This is a genomic window from Xanthobacter autotrophicus (assembly GCF_030015065.1).
Lineage (GTDB): Bacteria > Pseudomonadota > Alphaproteobacteria > Rhizobiales > Xanthobacteraceae > Xanthobacter > Xanthobacter autotrophicus_D.
In genome coordinates this window covers 1-14,595 of the sequence record NZ_JAIVFN010000116.1, presented here as the reverse complement: position 1 = coordinate 14,595, position 14,595 = coordinate 1, and the positions used below count along the sequence as shown (strand labels likewise).

General features: G+C 68.5%; 15 protein-coding genes. 3 read left to right on the top strand and 12 right to left on the bottom strand.

Annotated features, from left to right (window positions below):
- Nucleotides 1-259: 259 nt before the first annotated feature.
- Nucleotides 260-1,276: a DUF937 domain-containing protein gene (locus K9U40_RS18710; RefSeq protein ID WP_282891648.1), complete on the top strand. Its 1,017-nt coding sequence runs from the start codon at nucleotides 260-262 to the stop codon at nucleotides 1,274-1,276.
- Nucleotides 1,277-1,519: 243 nt separating this feature from the next.
- Here the strand turns inward: K9U40_RS18710 and K9U40_RS18705 are convergent, their stop codons facing one another.
- Entirely contained in the window at nucleotides 1,520-1,852 is a 333-nt protein-coding gene (locus tag K9U40_RS18705; protein ID WP_282891647.1) for a DUF1127 domain-containing protein, read from the bottom strand.
- A gap of 184 nt (nucleotides 1,853-2,036) precedes the next feature.
- Here K9U40_RS18705 and K9U40_RS18700 point away from each other — a divergent pair, with 184 nt between their 5' ends.
- Complete coding sequence (locus K9U40_RS18700) at nucleotides 2,037-2,918, top strand: LysR substrate-binding domain-containing protein (protein WP_282891646.1); 882 nt, start codon at nucleotides 2,037-2,039, stop codon at nucleotides 2,916-2,918.
- A gap of 9 nt (nucleotides 2,919-2,927) precedes the next feature.
- Here K9U40_RS18700 and K9U40_RS18695 read toward each other — a convergent pair whose 3' ends face one another.
- The 10 genes from K9U40_RS18695 to K9U40_RS18650 all read right to left on the bottom strand — a co-directional run bounded on the left by K9U40_RS18695 (nucleotide 2,928) and on the right by K9U40_RS18650 (nucleotide 13,086).
- Nucleotides 2,928-3,644, bottom strand: a complete 717-nt coding sequence (locus tag K9U40_RS18695; protein ID WP_282891645.1) for a GntR family transcriptional regulator — start codon at nucleotides 3,642-3,644, stop codon at nucleotides 2,928-2,930.
- 177 nt (nucleotides 3,645-3,821) lie between these two features.
- On the bottom strand, nucleotides 3,822-4,214 hold the full coding sequence (gene hpxZ, locus K9U40_RS18690) for an oxalurate catabolism protein HpxZ (protein WP_282891644.1): 393 nt from the start codon (nucleotides 4,212-4,214) through the stop codon (nucleotides 3,822-3,824).
- Nucleotides 4,215-4,227: 13 nt separating this feature from the next.
- Nucleotides 4,228-5,664: an AtzE family amidohydrolase gene (locus K9U40_RS18685; RefSeq protein ID WP_282891643.1), complete on the bottom strand. Its 1,437-nt coding sequence runs from the start codon at nucleotides 5,662-5,664 to the stop codon at nucleotides 4,228-4,230.
- Between the two features lie 10 nt (nucleotides 5,665-5,674).
- Entirely contained in the window at nucleotides 5,675-5,884 is a 210-nt protein-coding gene (locus tag K9U40_RS18680; RefSeq protein WP_282891642.1) for an AtzG-like protein, read from the bottom strand.
- A gap of 17 nt (nucleotides 5,885-5,901) precedes the next feature.
- The gene (locus K9U40_RS18675) at nucleotides 5,902-7,677 is read right to left on the bottom strand and encodes a dipeptide ABC transporter ATP-binding protein (RefSeq protein ID WP_282891641.1); all 1,776 of its coding nucleotides are present in this window, start codon (nucleotides 7,675-7,677) and stop codon (nucleotides 5,902-5,904) included.
- Nucleotides 7,678-7,688: 11 nt separating this feature from the next.
- Complete coding sequence (locus K9U40_RS18670) at nucleotides 7,689-8,570, bottom strand: ABC transporter permease (RefSeq protein WP_149574508.1); 882 nt, start codon at nucleotides 8,568-8,570, stop codon at nucleotides 7,689-7,691.
- The gene (locus K9U40_RS18665) at nucleotides 8,567-9,580 is read right to left on the bottom strand and encodes an ABC transporter permease (RefSeq protein WP_282891640.1); all 1,014 of its coding nucleotides are present in this window, start codon (nucleotides 9,578-9,580) and stop codon (nucleotides 8,567-8,569) included. The genes K9U40_RS18670 and K9U40_RS18665 overlap by 4 nt, the downstream gene beginning before the upstream one ends.
- Nucleotides 9,581-9,717: 137 nt before the next feature.
- A complete protein-coding gene (locus K9U40_RS18660) occupies nucleotides 9,718-11,340 on the bottom strand; it encodes an ABC transporter substrate-binding protein (RefSeq protein ID WP_282891639.1) in 1,623 nt (540 codons plus the stop codon).
- Between the two features lie 217 nt (nucleotides 11,341-11,557).
- The gene (gene pssA, locus K9U40_RS18655; protein WP_282891638.1) at nucleotides 11,558-12,385 is read right to left on the bottom strand and encodes a CDP-diacylglycerol--serine O-phosphatidyltransferase; all 828 of its coding nucleotides are present in this window, start codon (nucleotides 12,383-12,385) and stop codon (nucleotides 11,558-11,560) included.
- Complete coding sequence (locus K9U40_RS18650) at nucleotides 12,385-13,086, bottom strand: phosphatidylserine decarboxylase (RefSeq protein ID WP_282891637.1); 702 nt, start codon at nucleotides 13,084-13,086, stop codon at nucleotides 12,385-12,387. Before K9U40_RS18650 ends, pssA begins: the two co-directional genes overlap by 1 nt.
- Before the next feature lie 253 nt (nucleotides 13,087-13,339).
- Here K9U40_RS18650 and K9U40_RS18645 point away from each other — a divergent pair, with 253 nt between their 5' ends.
- Nucleotides 13,340-13,879, top strand: coding sequence for an arsenate reductase ArsC (locus K9U40_RS18645; RefSeq protein ID WP_282891636.1), 540 nt, complete (start codon nucleotides 13,340-13,342; stop codon nucleotides 13,877-13,879).
- A 7-nt stretch (nucleotides 13,880-13,886) separates the two neighbouring features.
- Here the strand turns inward: K9U40_RS18645 and K9U40_RS18640 are convergent, their stop codons facing one another.
- On the bottom strand, nucleotides 13,887-14,576 hold the full coding sequence (locus K9U40_RS18640) for a helix-turn-helix domain-containing protein (RefSeq protein ID WP_282891649.1): 690 nt from the start codon (nucleotides 14,574-14,576) through the stop codon (nucleotides 13,887-13,889).
- Nucleotides 14,577-14,595: the final 19 nt, after the last annotated feature.

The following is a 14,595-nucleotide window of genomic DNA, read 5'->3' as shown; positions in this document are numbered from 1 at the left end:
GTTGTGTATAAGAGACAGGCCCAGGACATCCTCTCCCACGAGACCGAATTCTCCGGCTGAGCCAAGCCGCTCCGGCGCGCCTTTTCGCCGTCCGGCCACCGCCTCGCAGGACCCCCGATCGGGTTGCAACCATTTGGTGATTTCGGCGAGACGATGGCGTAAGGTCGCAGCACCGGGTTCGCGATCGGGCAACGGGAAACGGGATGGGCCGGCTCGCCAGATCGCATGTCTGGGCGCCGCGCTCCTGCGGAGTGGGCGTATGGATCAGTTCTTGGAGATGCTCCGGGCGGCACAGGGCGGCCACGGGCTCGAGAATGTCGGGCGCATGTACGGCCTGTCCTCCCAGCAGGCCCAGGCCGTGGCCGAGGCGGTGATGCCCGCCTTCGCCGAGGCGTTCAAGCAGGCCACCCAGTCCCCCGAAGCCCTCGCCTCGCTCATGACGCTGATGACGAGCGGCCCCTACGGCGCCTTCTACACCCAGCCGGCCGCGCCGGCCGAGCTGTCCCGCGCCGGCAGCGAGGCCCTCGACACCGTGTTCGGCTCGACGGACGTGAGCAAGGCGGTCGCCGCGCACGTGGCGGCCTCCACCGGCCTCGGCGTCACCATGGTGCGGCAGATGATGCCGAGCTTCGCCACCCTGTTCGTGGGCGGGCTTGCCAAGTCGCTAGCCGCCTCCGGCGCGCTCCAGCAGATGCTCGCGGCCATGCTGAGCCGCATGCCCGGCCAGACGGAACAGCGAATCGCGCCCATCTCCTCCGGCAACCCCTTCGTCGACGCCTTCCTCGCCTTCACCAGCACGGCCACGGAGCAGAACCAAAGGCAGCTCGCCACCGGCAACCCCTGGGCCGACGCCTATGCCCAGATGATGTTCCAGCGCGCCGCCCCCTCGGCCCCGCCAACGCCCCAGCGCAGCAACCCGGCCAATGCGTGGCAGGACGTGGTGAACGCCATGACGGCGACCATGATGCAGGCCGGCATGCCGCCGACGCGCACGACCACGCCGGAACCGTCGCCCCCGCCGCTGGCCCCGTTCCAGAATTTCTTCGCCCAGCTCTTCGCGCAGGGCTTCCCCCCTGCCATTCCCGGTGCGGACGGGGCGCGAGCCTATTCCATTCCCGATTTCTGGCTCGACATCATGCGCTCCGCGACCACGCCGGGCACCTACAACGCACAGCCGGAGGCGGAGACCCTGCCGCCAGAGCGTCCGCGCCTCGTCAATCCGGCGCCCCGCAGCGGGGCCGGCGGCCAGCCCGCCAAAGGCCGCGACGTGAAATAGCCGCGACGCGAAAGAGCGCCGTCGCGGGCCACCCACGCCACCGTAGACACAAAGCGACCCGCGCCGGTTGCGGACGGCGCGGGTCGAGGCACGGCGGAATCGAGGGGCGTTCCCGCCGGATTCTTGGCGCCGCGCCCGCCTGCTGGCGTGCAAGCGGGCGCGATCGGCGCGGCGAGCCTCAATCAGTCGGAGGCGTTGTCCGCTCGGCGCGGGATGCACCCCGGAAGGTGCGCCTTCCGGCCATCAGCGCCGCTGCCGGTTGTAGGCGGCGAGCCGGGCAGCGGTCCGACGCTCGGTGGCGCGCAGCATCAGCACACGAGTCGGATCGGCGAGCACCGGGCCGGAGGCGGCGTCGCGCAGGTCCGAGCGGGTCAGGCCGATATCGCGCAGCATATGATCGTCGAGGCCAGACAACTCGACCATGACGCGGCGGCGTTCGGCGGCGCGCGCGATGGCACCGGCGACGTTCACCACTTTTCCGGCCAGCGACACTGCGGCGAAGCACAGGGCCGCCACCGTCTCACCCGCGGGAGCAAAGGCAATCTTCCGGGTTTCACCATGCACGCTCATCTTCATCTCCATTGCCGGGGTGGGGATCGCGGACAGTCCTTTCCTGGGCCTCGGGAGTGCCTTGAGCCACCCGTTTTCGCATCCCGCCGCTTCGGCATGCCGTTTGTGACGCCATGGGATGAATCACGCTAGCGAATGTTTTTCATCTCACGTATCATTTCGTGTGATGAATATCCTGGAGCCGCACCCCATGACGGCGATGCTCGACCCCGATCAGCTGCGCACGTTCGTGGCCATTGCCGAGACCGGCAGCTTCACCCGCGCGGCGGAGGTGGTGCACAAGACGCAGTCCGCCGTCTCGATGCAGATGAAGCGTCTGGAAGAGCGTGTGGGTCGCCCGGTCTTCGTGCGCGACGGCCGCGCCTCGCGCCTCACCGAGGATGGCGAGCGCCTGCTCGACTTTGCCCGCCGCATCGTGAAGCTGAACATGGAAGCCGTGCTGAGCTTCGCCGACGCGGCCTTGTCGGGACGGGTCTGCCTGGGCGTGCCGGACGATTATGCCGACCGCTACCTGCCGGACATCATGGCCCGCTTCTCCCACACCCACCCGTCGGTGGAACTGACCGTGCTGTGCGAGCCCACGAGCGAGCTGGTGCAGCACATCGCCGCCGGTTCCATCGACCTCGCCATCATCACCGCCACCGAGATCACCGCCCGCAACGCCCATGTGATCCGCCGCGAACGACTGCTGTGGGTCTCATCGGCCCGGCACAGCGTCCATCTGGAAACGCCCGTGCCGCTGGCGCTGGGGCGCACCACCTGCCAATGGCGCGAGATCGCCGTCTCCCGCCTCGCCGGGGCGGGGCGCAGCCACCGCATCCTCTATACCAGCCCCAACAGCGGCGCCGTGGCGGCGGCGGTGCTTGCCGGGCTTGCGGTCTCGGTGTTTCCGGAATCCGCGCTCAGGCCGGGAATGCGCGTGCTCGGCAGCGGCGACGGCTATCCGCCCCTGCCTCCGTGCGACATCGGGCTGCTGCGCAATCGCCACGAGCCGTCATTGCTGGCGGACGCGCTGGCCCAGCACATCGTGCAGGGCCTCGACAACCTCACGGAATCGGAGGCGGCGCAGTAGCCTTCAGCCTCACACGCTCTCGGCGTAGCGCTCGTAAGCGTCTTCCACGGTCAGGATATGGGCCCGCATGGCGGCGGATGCCTCCGCCTTGTCGCCGCGCAGGATGGCGGTGACCACCCGGTCATGCTCCTCGTAGGAGCGCGCGAGCCGGCCCAGGGTCCGGAACTGGGCGCGGCGGAACGGCTGCAGCCGGGCGCGGGTGGCAAGGGTCAGCTCGGCCAGGTAATCGTTGTGGGAGCCGGCATAGAGCGTGGTGTGGAAGCGCTCGTTGAGCACCGTATAGCCGCCCTCGTCGCCGCGCCGGGTCAGGTCCGCGAGTTCCGCATGGGTGGCTTCCAGTCCGGCACGCTCGGCTGCCGTCATGTGAACGGCACACAGGCCGGCGCACAGGGCCTCCAGCTCGGCCATCACGTCGAACATGCCGCGCAGCCGCTCCAGCGAGGGCTGGGCCACCAGCGCGCTGCGATGGGGCCGCGCCTCCACCAGGCCGGAGGCGGCCAGGTCGCGCAGCGCCTCGCGCACCGGGGTGCGGGACACGCCGTAGCGCTTGGCGATCTCCACCTCCTCCAGCGGCGTGCCGGGGGCAAGGCGACCGCGCACGATATCGTCGGCGATCTGGAGGCGCAGTTCCTCCGTCCGCGTCACCGGCCGGCCGGCGGCGCGACGCCTGCGCGGGCGCCCGGCGGGAGCAGAGCCCTTAAGAGGTTGCGGCGTGATGAGAGTCATAACGCAATAAACTACCTGGATTCGAGGTCGGCGCGAATTCCGGAGAAGTCCTGACGAGGAGGGAAACGGAGCAAGTCCGCATCCCCTCCCCGCCTCGACCGCCGCATCCCCGCCCCGTTGCGGGGGAATCCGGGGCAGGGGCGCGGCGATACGCCCGAAACCGTTTCTCCCGCGGGCCTATGCCGCTCCGTCATCCGCGATCACCGACACATGTGCGGCCACCACCCGCCAGCCCTCGGGAAAGCGGACCCAGCTCTGCTGCTGCCGCCCGATGCGCCCCGGTGCGTTCTCCCGCTGGAACAGGGTCGAGGCCACCGCGAAATCCTGCCCGTAGGTGGTAATCACCGTCCGCGCCAGCATACGCTCAAGACCCACGGGCGAACGGGCGCGGCGGAACGCGCGGATGGCGTCCATGCCGTAGAGATTTTCCCCGCCGCCATAGCGGATGGTGCGGGGATCGTCGTGGAACAGGGCTTCGAGGGTGGCCACATCGTTGTTCACCAGTGCCGCCTCGTAGCGGGCGAAGGCCGCCTCGACCTCGGCCTTCACCTCACGAATGTCGATCTCCACCACCCTCTCCCCCTCAAAGTCCGGCCACGGGCGCGACGGCGACGCCGGCCCGTTCCAGCGCCGCCGCGACGCGCAGCGCCAGGTCCTCGCGCCACGGCGGGGCGATGACCTGGACCGCGAGCGGCAGTTCCGGCGCGTCCCCCACATCCACCCGCACCGGCACAGCCACCACCGGCAGGCCGATGAAGGAGATGGGCTGGGTGAACAGGCCCATATTGGGCCGCACCAGCATCTCCTCGCCATCGAGCACGAAGGTCTTCTGCCCCAGCTTCGGCGCCCGGCAGGGGGTGGCGGGGGCGAGCAGCACGTCGTGTTTCTCGAACAGCTTCAGCATCTCCTCGCGGAAATGGCGGCGGAAGCGCTGGGCGGCATCCACCCAGGATGCGGGGATGGCGAGGCCGGCGAACAGCCGGTCGCGCACGGCGGGATCGAAATCCTCCGCGCGGGCGGCGAGGCGCCGGGCATGGAGGCTCGCGCCCTCCGCCGCCGTGATGATGAAGGCCGAGGCGCGGGCGCGGGCGGCGTCCGGAATGTCCACCACTGCGCTCACACCCAGGCTCGCGGCCACAAGGTCCACCGCCGCAAACGCCTCCGGCAGCCCGCGCGAGCGGAACCAGCCGCCGGCCACGGCGACGCGCAGGCCGTCCGCCCCCTGCCCGATCAGGCCGGAGACGGGCTCGAACGGGCGCGGGGACTGGCCCGGATCGCGCGCGTCCTCGCCCTGCATGGCGTCATAGAAGGCGGCGAGGTCCGCCACCGAGCGGCCGAGCGGGCCGAGATGGTCCAGCGCCGTCACGAACGGAAAGCTGCCGCCCCGCGACAGGCGGCCATAGGTGGGCTTCAGCCCGAAGGTGCCGCACAGGGATGACGGCACGCGGATCGAACCATTAGTGTCAGACCCAAGCGCGATGGGCACCAGCCCCGCCGCCACCGCCGCCCCCGAGCCGCCGGAGGAACCGCCGGTCATGCGGGTGAGGTCGTGGGGATTGCGCGAGGCGCCGTCATGGACGTTCTCGCCGGTGAAATCATAGGCGTATTCGCCCATGTTCAGCGCACCCACCAGCACCGCGTCGGCGGCCTCCAGCTTCTCGATCAGGGATGCGTCGCACGCTGCTGGCGGCAGGTCGCGGTTGATCTTCGAGCCGGCGCGGGTGGGCAGGCCCTTCACGTCGAACAGGTTCTTCACCGCGAAGGGCGCGCCCGCGAGCGGCCCCAGCGGCGCGCCGGCGGCGCGACGGGCATCAATGCGGTCGGCGCTTGCACGGGCGCGCTCGGCGGTCACGTCGGTGAAGGCGTTCACCTTGGGGTCCACGGCGGCGATGCGCGCCAGCGTCGCCTCGATCACCGCGCGCGCGGTGACGGCGCCGGAGGCGACCGCAGTCGCGATCTCGGCGGCGGTGGCGGTGGCGAGACGGGCGGCGTCGGCGGGCGCGTCTATCGGGGCGTTCATGGGCACGGCCTCAAGGGCGATAGACGGGGGCCGGCTCCTCGGCGTCACCGAGGTCGAGGCTGCGCACCAGGGTCGCCGCATCGGCGATGGCGCGCAGATAGGACAAAGCTTCGGCGCGCCATTCGGGACGCGGTGCGATGGCATGGGCGCCGAGCGCGCCGTCGAGCAGCTGCTCCAGCGCCGTGTCGTCCACCCTGGGGAGTTCGATTTCCTTGCTCATGGGGGCTTCACCTTGCCTCAGACCGGGGGATGGGGAATGGCGGCGATGAGCTCGCGGGTATAGGCGTCCCTGGGCGCATCCAGCACCTGCTGCGAGCGGCCCTCCTCCACGATGCGCCCCTGCCGCATGACGATGACCCGGTCGCACAGCAGGCCCACCACGTGCAGGTCGTGGGACACGAACAGGTAGCTCATGCCGAGGCGCTGCTTCAGCTCCTCCAGCAGGTTGAGCACCACCGCCTGGACCGACACGTCGAGGGCGGCGGTGGGCTCGTCGAGGATGACGAGGTCGGGATCGAGCGCGATGGCCCGCGCGATGCCCACGCGCGCCTTCTGCCCGCCTGAAAGCTGGTGGGGGAAGCGCTCCAGCAGGTTCTGCGGCAGGCCGACCATCTCGGCCAGTTCCGCCACGCGGGCGCGCAGCTTGGCCCCGCCGGACATGCCGCCCATGCGCAGCAAGGGATCGGCGATGGCGCGCTCCGCCGTGTAGCGGGGATTGAGGCTCTCGGTGGGGTCCTGGAACACCATCTGGATGCGCCGGCGCATGGGATGGTGGGCGAAATCCTTCGCCGGCACGGCGCTGATGTCCTCGCCGGCGAAGCTGATCCTGCCCGCGGTCGGGTCGATGAGGCGCATGACCATGGTGGAGGTGGTGGACTTGCCGCAGCCGCTCTCGCCCACGAGGCCGACGCTCTCGCCCTTCAGGACCGCGAAGGAGATGTCGTCCACGGCGCGGAAGATGCGCTCCTCCGGCGGCGCCTTCTTGCCCAAAAGGCCGGACAGGAAGGCCGAGGGCGCGCCCTGCCGGGGATATTCCTTCACCAGGTTCTCCACCTGCAGCAGCACCTTGGTCGCGGGGGCGCCCGCCGCCTGCGCGCTCGTTCGCGCCTGCGGGGGAGGGTTCTGCGCCGGCGACCCCGCCGGCTCCTCCGGCAAGAGGTCCCGCAAGGTGATGCCGGGGCGGGGCGTCGCACGCATCAGCTTGCGGGTATAGGGGTGCTGGGGGTCGCGGAAGATGCGCTCGGCGGGCGCGGTCTCCACCACCTTGCCCTTCTCCATCACCATCACCGTGTCGCAATAGGCGGCGGCGAGGCCCAGGTCGTGGGTGATGAGGATGGTGGACATGCCGCGCTCGCGCGTCAGCTCGGTGACGAGGTCCATGACCGCCTTCTGGGTGGTCACGTCGAGGCCGGTGGTGGGCTCGTCGGCGATCATCAGCTGCGGCCGGCAGGCCAGCGCCAGCGCGATGACGATGCGCTGGCACATGCCCCCCGACAGCTCGAACGGATAGGCGTGGTAGCGATCCTCCGGCCGGGCGATGCGCACCTGCTTGAGGATGTCGATCACCTTCTCCTTCACGGTGCGGGCATCGGCCTGCACGTGCTGGAGCAGCACATCGCCGATCTGCGCGCCCACCGTGCGGATGGGGTTGAGCGCGGCGCGCGGGTTCTGGAAGATCATGGACATCTCGCGCCCGCGCAGGTCGCGCATGGCGCTTTCCGGGGCGTGGGCCACGTCCATCCCCGAGAAGGTGATGGAGCCTTCCGCGATGCGTCCCGCCCGGTCGAGGATGCGCATGACCGTGTAGGAGGTCACCGACTTGCCCGAGCCGCTCTCGCCCACGATGCCCAGGGTCTCGCCCTTGGCGAGGGTGAGGTTCACCTCGCTCACCGCCGTCACCGTGCCACGCCGGGTGGCGAATTCCACGGTGAGGTCGCGCACCTCCAGCAGCGGGCCGGAGGGGGTCTCGGAGGATTTGGCTGCGTGGTCCTTCACGTCCACAACTCCGTGCATGCTCGCCTCCCTCAGGTGCGACGCTGGGGGTCGACGATGTCGCGCAGACCGTCGCCCAGCAGGTTGAAGCAGAACACCGCGAACATGAGTGCGAGGCCGGGGAACAGCGCGATCCACCATTCGCCGGAAACGATGTAAGCCGCGCCTTCCGCCACCATGATTCCCCATTCCGGGGTCGGCGGGCGCACGCCGAGGCCGATGAAGGAAAGGCCCGCCGCGTTCAGGATGGCGTAGCCCATGGTGAGCGACATCTGCACCATCATGATGGGCATGATGTTGGGCAGGATGGTCGTGAGCAGGATGCGCCATTCCGAATTGCCGGTGAGGCGCGCCGCCTGCACGAAGCCCGCCTGCCGGCGGATGGCGGCTTCCGAGCGGGCCACCCGCACATAAAGCGGGAAGTTGATGATGGCGGTGGCAATCACGATGTTGGTCACCGTGTTGCCCAGCGCCGCCACGATGCCCATGGCCAGCACGAACAGCGGGAAGGCCATGATGGTATCGGAGATGCGGCCGATGATGCGGTCGGTCCAGCCCCCGAAGAAGCCGGAGGCGATGCCGGCGATGCCGCCGGCCGCGAACACCAGCGCCACCGAGAACACCGCGATGGCCATGTCGAGCCGGGTGGCCACGATGACGCGGGAGAAGATGTCCCGCCCCAGATTGTCGGTGCCGAACCAGTGGGCGGCGGAGGGCGCCTGGAGCGCGGCCGCCGTGTCGCTGGCGAGCGGATCGTAGGGCACGATGAAGGGCCCGAGCAGCGCGCACACCACCAGCACCAGGAACATACCGAAGGCGATGCCGGTGACCGGGTTGTCGGAGATGACGTAGCGCGCGTGAGCAAGCGTCGCGGCAAGGCCGCGGGGGTGGGTGTCGGCCGTGGCGAGGGTCATGCTTCGCTCCGCGCGCGGGGGTCGATGATGCCGTAGGCGATATCAATCAGGAGGTTGAGGACCACATAGAGGATCGCCATGGCGAGCACGAAGCCCTGCACCGGCGCATAATCGGAGGTGATCAGCGCCTCGACCGCGTAGGAGCCGATGCCGGGCCAGGCGAACACCTTCTCCACCAGCACGTTGGCGCCGAGCAGGAAGGAGAACACCATGCCCAGCGTGGTCACCACCGGCAGCATGGCGTTGCGGAACGCGTAGGTGATGATCACCGTGGTGTCGGTCAGCCCCGCCGCCCGCGCCGTGCGCACGAACTCGGAGGAGAGCACCGACAGCATGGAGGCGCGCGTCATGCGGGCGATGGGCGCCAGCGCGAAGATGGCGAGCGTGATGGCCGGCACCGCAAGCTGCGCCAGCGCGGCGCGGAAGGTCTCGAAGTCCCGCGCGATCAGGCTGTCGATGAGATAGAAGCCGGTCACTGTCTCGGGCGCCGAGAAGAACACGTCCAGTCGCCCCAGCGGGGCCGGCGCCCAGCCGAGCTTGAAGTAGAACACATAGACCAGCAGCAGGCCGGTGAAGAACACCGGCAGCGACACGCCCGCCGTGGTGATGAGCCGGCAGGCATGGTCGACCCAGGAGCCCTGTTTCACCGCCGCCATGATGCCGAACGGCACCGCGATGGCCAGCGCCAGGATGAGGCCCGCCAGCGTCAGCTCGGCGGAGGCCGGGAGCCGGGCGGAAATCTCCGCCGCCACCGGCTGGCCGGTGGAGAGCGAGGAACCGAGGTCCCCCTTCGCCAGCGCCGAGACATAGTCCACGAACTGCGCCGGCAGCGGCTTGTCGAGGCCCAGCTTGGTGCGGATCTCGGCGATGGATTCGGCCGTGGCGGCGGGGCCGGCGAAATAGGCGGCGGTGTCGCCCGGCAGCACGCGGGTGAGCATGAAGGTGACGATCACCACGCCGATGAGGCTCGGCACGGCGGTGGCAAGACGACTGCCTATGAGCTTCAGCATGGTGTGTCCTCGCTTGGTCTGGCTGGGGTGGCGGCCTGCTGCCGCCCGACCGGCGACAGGCTACGCCCCCGTCCTTCATTCTGCGTCATGGCCGGGCTTGTCCCGACCATGACGCCCGGAACAAGGGGCCCCGCCCCTCACCCCTTCTGGAAGGCGCGATAGTCGAGGCGGCGGTGGAACCAGTATTCGTAGCCGGTGATGTTCTTCTGCATCGCCACGTTCACATAGGGCTGGTAGAGCGGGATGCGCGGCACGTCGGCGAAGGCGAGGTCCACCATGCCCTTCACGCCCGCATCATAGGCCGCCTTGTCGCCGTTGGCCGCGGCGGCGCGGGCGCCGTCGATGAAGGCATCCATGGCCGCCGACTGGTAGCTCATGGTGTTGAAGATCGAATTGTTGCCGTGGTAGCACCAGAAGAAGAAGTATTCGGGATAGTCCAGCCAGCCCGAGAACACGTTGGTGAACAGCGGCAGCACCTTCTTGGTCAGCTCGGTGCGCCAGTTGGCGCCGGGGATCTTGTTGATGGTGGTCTTGATGCCGATCTGCGCCAGGTTCTCCTGCAGCAGCACGCACAGCGGCTCGTTCACGCCGGCGAAGCCCAGGTCGAAGGAGAGCGTCGTCTCCAGCCCGTCGGGATAGCCCGCTTCCGCCAGCAATTGCTTGGCCTTGGCAAGGTCGGTGACGAACTTGGTGGGCTGCGGCCAGGCCACCTTCGTCTGGGCGTCCGCCGGGGCGCCGAACATGGGCTTGGCGAGGCCGAACAGGGCGGCATCCATGATCTTCTGGTAGGGGATGGCGTAGGCGATGGCCTCTCGCACCTTCAGGTTGTCGAAGGGCGGGTTCTTCACATTCATGCCGATGTATTGCACGCCGTTGGAATAGGGCACCGACGTGATGTTGAGCTTGCCGGCCTGCTTCAGCTCCACGAAATCCTTGTTGGGCAGGTCGTAGGAGATGTCGGCATCGCCCCGCTCCAGAAGCGCCCGGCGGTTGCCGGCGGAGGGCACCATGCGCCAGATCACGCGCTTGATCTTGGGCAGCGGGCCGCCCTTCCAGTCCTCGAAGCGCTCGAAGATCACCTCGGTGCCGGGGGTCCACTTGGTGACGCGGTAGGCGCCGGAGCCCGCCGTGTTCTGCTTGGTGTATTCGAGGCCCCAGGGGTCCTTCTCGGTGGCGTTCTTCTGCACCAGCCCGGAATTGATCACGCAAGGCACGATCACCGCGAGGTCGGGGATGGTCAGGCGATCCTTGCGCAGGAAGTCGATGCGCACCGTGTGGTCGTCCACCACCACGAACTGCTCCGGCTTCTCCAGCGAGCCGGCCTTCATCTGGAAGGTGGGAAAGCCGCCCACCGAGACCGCACGGTCCAGCGACCACTTCACGTCCTTGGCGGTGACCGGCGAGCCGTCCTGGAAGGTGGCGTTCTTCTTCAGCTTGAAGGTCACCGACATGTCGCCGATGTTCATGTCCTCGGCAAGTTCGCCCTTCAGCTTGTCACGGTCGTAGTAGCGGACCCCGTCCTTCTCGGTCATCTCATGGGTGATGAGGCGGTCGTAGGTGTTCCAGCTCGCCTCATAGCCCGGCACGTTGGTGCCGACGCCATGGATGTCGAGGTTGTTGGGGCCGCTCTCGGACACGATCAGCAGCGTCTCGTTGCGTGCCTGCGCCTGCGCCGAGGAGAACACCGCCGGGGCGGCCACACCGGCACCGGTGGCGACGGCGGTGACGGAGGCGGACTTCACGAATTCGCGGCGATTCATCGGACGGCATCCCCAATGGTGATAGTCGCCGCCCTCCATTCAAGCCCCATGCCAATTGCATGCAAAAATACAATTATCATTTAATATCATATATATAATGCTATTTAGGAAGACATCTCCACCCCACGCAAACGCCCTAAAATGCACAGTAATCAATCATAACTGCGCCAATTGCATGCAATCTAACGGCCGACACGGCACCTCCTCACAAAGCCCTTCAGCTCGTGGGGGTCTCGTCGGCGCGCCCGGCCCGCCATGCCGCCATCAGACGGCGGTAACGCAATGTGGAAACCGGCAGCAGCGCGAGATAAATGATCGAGCACACCGAGAGCACGATCCAGGGATAGCTCGCGAGCAGCGCAAAAAAGAGCGCCACCGCCACGAAAAGCGGCAGCACCATGTCCCGCCGCACCCGCCGTCCCAGCGTCTTGCCGGACCAGGCCGGCACGGTGGAGATCATGAGGAAGGCAATGGCCAGGCAATAGATGAGGGCCAGCGGCGCACTGACGCCGCCGTGGGGCACGCCGATCAGTTCCAGGTAGATCGGCAGCAGCACGGTGATGGCCCCCGCCGGCGCCGGGATGCCGGTGAAGAAGTCGCCGGCAAACGGTGGCTTGTGCGGATCGTCCAGCATCACGTTGAAGCGGGCGAGGCGCAGCGCCGCGCAGATGGCATAGGCGAGCGCGGCGATCCAGCCCACCGAGCCGGTTTCCTTGAGCCCCCAGAAATAGAGCATCAGCGCCGGCACGCAGCCGAAATTCACGAAGTCGGCGAGGCTGTCCAGCTCCGCGCCGAAACGGGAGGTACCCTTCAGCGCCCGGGCGAGGCGGCCGTCGATGCCATCGAGCAGAGCGGCGAAGACGATGGCGGCGAGCGCCAGTTCGATGCGCTCCTCGATGGCGAGGCGCACCGCCGTCAGCCCGGAGCACAGCGCCAGCAGCGTCACCAGGTTGGGCAGCAGCACCCGCAGCGGCACCCGGCCGAGGCGGCCGAAGCGGGGCCGCGGCCGGCCTTCCGGATCGAACGGGGGAAAAGGCGTCTCCATCAGCTCACCCGGTAGGCCGTATCGCGCGGCTGCTGGGCGGAGAGATCGCACAGGACGGTCTCGCCCGCCACCGTGAGCTGGCCTTCCGACACCTGCACCTTCGTGCCCACCGGCAGGTAGACATCCACCCGCGAGCCGAACCGGATCAGGCCGAAGCGCTCGCCGACGCCGATGGTTTCGCCCTCGCGCACGAAGGAGACGATGCGGCGGGCAATGAGGCCGGCGATCTGCACCACCCCCACGCGGCACAAGGGCGTGGAGATCACGAGGCCGTTGCGCTCATTGTCCTCGCTCGCCTTGTCGAGGTCCGCATTCAGGAACAGGCCGGGCTTGTAGGCGAGGCGCTCGATGCGGCCGGTCACCGGGGCCCGGTTCACGTGCACGTTGAACACGTTCATGAAGATGGAGACGCGCAGCAGCGGCTCGTCGGAGAGGTCCAGCTCCCGCGGCGGCCGGGCGAGGCCCACGTGGGAGATGCGCCCGTCGGCCGGCGCCACCACCAGGCCGTCGCGCACCGGCGTCACCCGCGGCGGATCGCGGAAGAACAGGGCGGTCCAGATGGCGAGGCCCACCCCGATCATCCCGAGGAAGGTGGAGAAGACCATGAGCCCGAGCGCGATCACCACCGCGATGGCGATGAAGGGGTAGCCCTCCCGATGGATGGGGACCAGCGACTTGCGGATGGATGTGACGACGGACAACACGGCCTCCAGTGCGCCGCACCGGCGCCGAACCGGGCAAGAGGTAGTGAGGGCGCGGCCAGCCGTCAAATGGCCCGCGCGAAAGGCGACCGAAGCCGGCGCTGCCGGGACGGTTTCGCCCCGTCCCGTACCGCCGCGATTCATGGGTGCCCAAGATTTGACGGCGCTGCGAGTTGACAGCCGGGCAAAGCAGCGCTTGCGTTACTTGGCCAGACCAGCTCCAACATGCAGAAAAAGGTCGGTGGAGGAAAACATGCCTGACGATCACGTCTTCAATGTCCTCTTCCTGTGCATGGCCAATTCGGCACGCTCGCTTATGGCCGAGAGCATTCTCAACCGGCTTGGCCACGGCCATTTCAAGGCCTATTCCGCCGGAATCGCTCCCTCCGGAGCGGTCCATCCGGAAACGACGAAGCTTCTCGCCGGCCTCAATTACGACGTCAGCGGCCTGCGCTCGAAGAGCTGGACCGAATTCACCGGGCCGGATGCGCCGCATTTCGATTTCGTCTTCACCGTCTGCGACGACGCCGCCGAAGAGACCTGCCCGGTGCTGCCAGGCGAGCCGTGGCGGCGCATGTCCGCACACTGGGGCATTCCCGACCCCAAGCTTGCAAATGGCACCGCGACGGAGCTGTCCTTTGCCTTCGCGGATGCCTACCGGCTGCTCCATCGGCGCATTGCCATCTTCGTCGCCCTGCCGCTGCGCTCCCTCGACCGCCTCGCCCTCCAGGAGCATCTCAAGGAGATTGGCCAGACAACCGTCGCGGCGCAGGCGCAGACCCTGGCAGGCTGACAGCGCCTCAGGCCGAGCCCCGCCGATAGGCCCCCGGGCTCTGCGCCGTCCATTTGCGGAAGGCGCGGTGAAAGGCGCTGGGCTCGGAAAAGCCAAGCGCCGCCGCAATCTCGCCCACCGGCTTCGAGCCCTCGCGCAGCAGCGCCTCGGCCAGCACCCGGCGCAACTCGTCCTTGATGTCGCGATAGGTCTGGCCCTCGTCGGCGAGGCGCCGGCGCAGGGTGGAGGCGGGAAGCCGCAGTTGCCGGGCGAGATCCTCAAATCTGGGCCAGGCGGTGGCCGGAACGGCGCGCAGGCGGGCTTTCACCCGGGCGGCGAGGCCCTGGTCGTGGCGGTAGCGCACCAGGATGTTGGCCGGTGCCCCGCGCAGGAAGTCCTTCAGCGCACGCTCGCCGCGCGCCGCCGGCAGGGTGAGGAAGGCGGCATCGAAGGCGAGCCGGCTTTCGGTCTGGTTGAAGCGCACCGGCGCGCCGAAGAACAGGCGATAGTCGGCCCCGTGCCCCGGCGGGCCGCAGCGGAAATCCACCTGCCGCAGCGGGATGCGCCGGCCCACCAGCCAGCAGGTGATGCCGTGCACGATGATCCAGTAAGAGCGCCTAACAAAACGATTTGTTAACCATATTTGGCGTTGTGTTGGGCATGGCCAAGAAGCTGTTGCCCGACGCCCTCTGGGCGGAGATCGCCCCGTTGTTTCCATGCGCTGCGCCTCGCCCGAA

What these genes read in the sequence shown, in the direction of transcription:
- K9U40_RS18680 (WP_282891642.1), bottom strand. Translation starts at nt 5,884, where the DNA reads ATGAGCAAGGAAATCGAACTCCCCAGGGTGGACGACACGGCGCTGGAG.
- K9U40_RS18685 (WP_282891643.1), bottom strand. Translation starts at nt 5,664, where the DNA reads ATGAACGCCCCGATAGACGCGCCCGCCGACGCCGCCCGTCTCGCCACC.
- K9U40_RS18695 (WP_282891645.1), bottom strand. Translation starts at nt 3,644, where the DNA reads ATGACTCTCATCACGCCGCAACCTCTTAAGGGCTCTGCTCCCGCCGGG.
- K9U40_RS18660 (WP_282891639.1), bottom strand. Translation starts at nt 11,340, where the DNA reads ATGAATCGCCGCGAATTCGTGAAGTCCGCCTCCGTCACCGCCGTCGCC.
- K9U40_RS18645 (WP_282891636.1), top strand. Translation starts at nt 13,340, where the DNA reads ATGCCTGACGATCACGTCTTCAATGTCCTCTTCCTGTGCATGGCCAAT.
- pssA (WP_282891638.1), bottom strand. Translation starts at nt 12,385, where the DNA reads ATGGAGACGCCTTTTCCCCCGTTCGATCCGGAAGGCCGGCCGCGGCCC.
- K9U40_RS18710 (WP_282891648.1), top strand. Translation starts at nt 260, where the DNA reads ATGGATCAGTTCTTGGAGATGCTCCGGGCGGCACAGGGCGGCCACGGG.
- K9U40_RS18665 (WP_282891640.1), bottom strand. Translation starts at nt 9,580, where the DNA reads ATGCTGAAGCTCATAGGCAGTCGTCTTGCCACCGCCGTGCCGAGCCTC.
- K9U40_RS18700 (WP_282891646.1), top strand. Translation starts at nt 2,037, where the DNA reads ATGACGGCGATGCTCGACCCCGATCAGCTGCGCACGTTCGTGGCCATT.
- K9U40_RS18675 (WP_282891641.1), bottom strand. Translation starts at nt 7,677, where the DNA reads ATGCACGGAGTTGTGGACGTGAAGGACCACGCAGCCAAATCCTCCGAG.
- K9U40_RS18670 (WP_149574508.1), bottom strand. Translation starts at nt 8,570, where the DNA reads ATGACCCTCGCCACGGCCGACACCCACCCCCGCGGCCTTGCCGCGACG.
- K9U40_RS18705 (WP_282891647.1), bottom strand. Translation starts at nt 1,852, where the DNA reads ATGAAGATGAGCGTGCATGGTGAAACCCGGAAGATTGCCTTTGCTCCC.
- K9U40_RS18640 (WP_282891649.1), bottom strand. Translation starts at nt 14,576, where the DNA reads ATGGAAACAACGGGGCGATCTCCGCCCAGAGGGCGTCGGGCAACAGCT.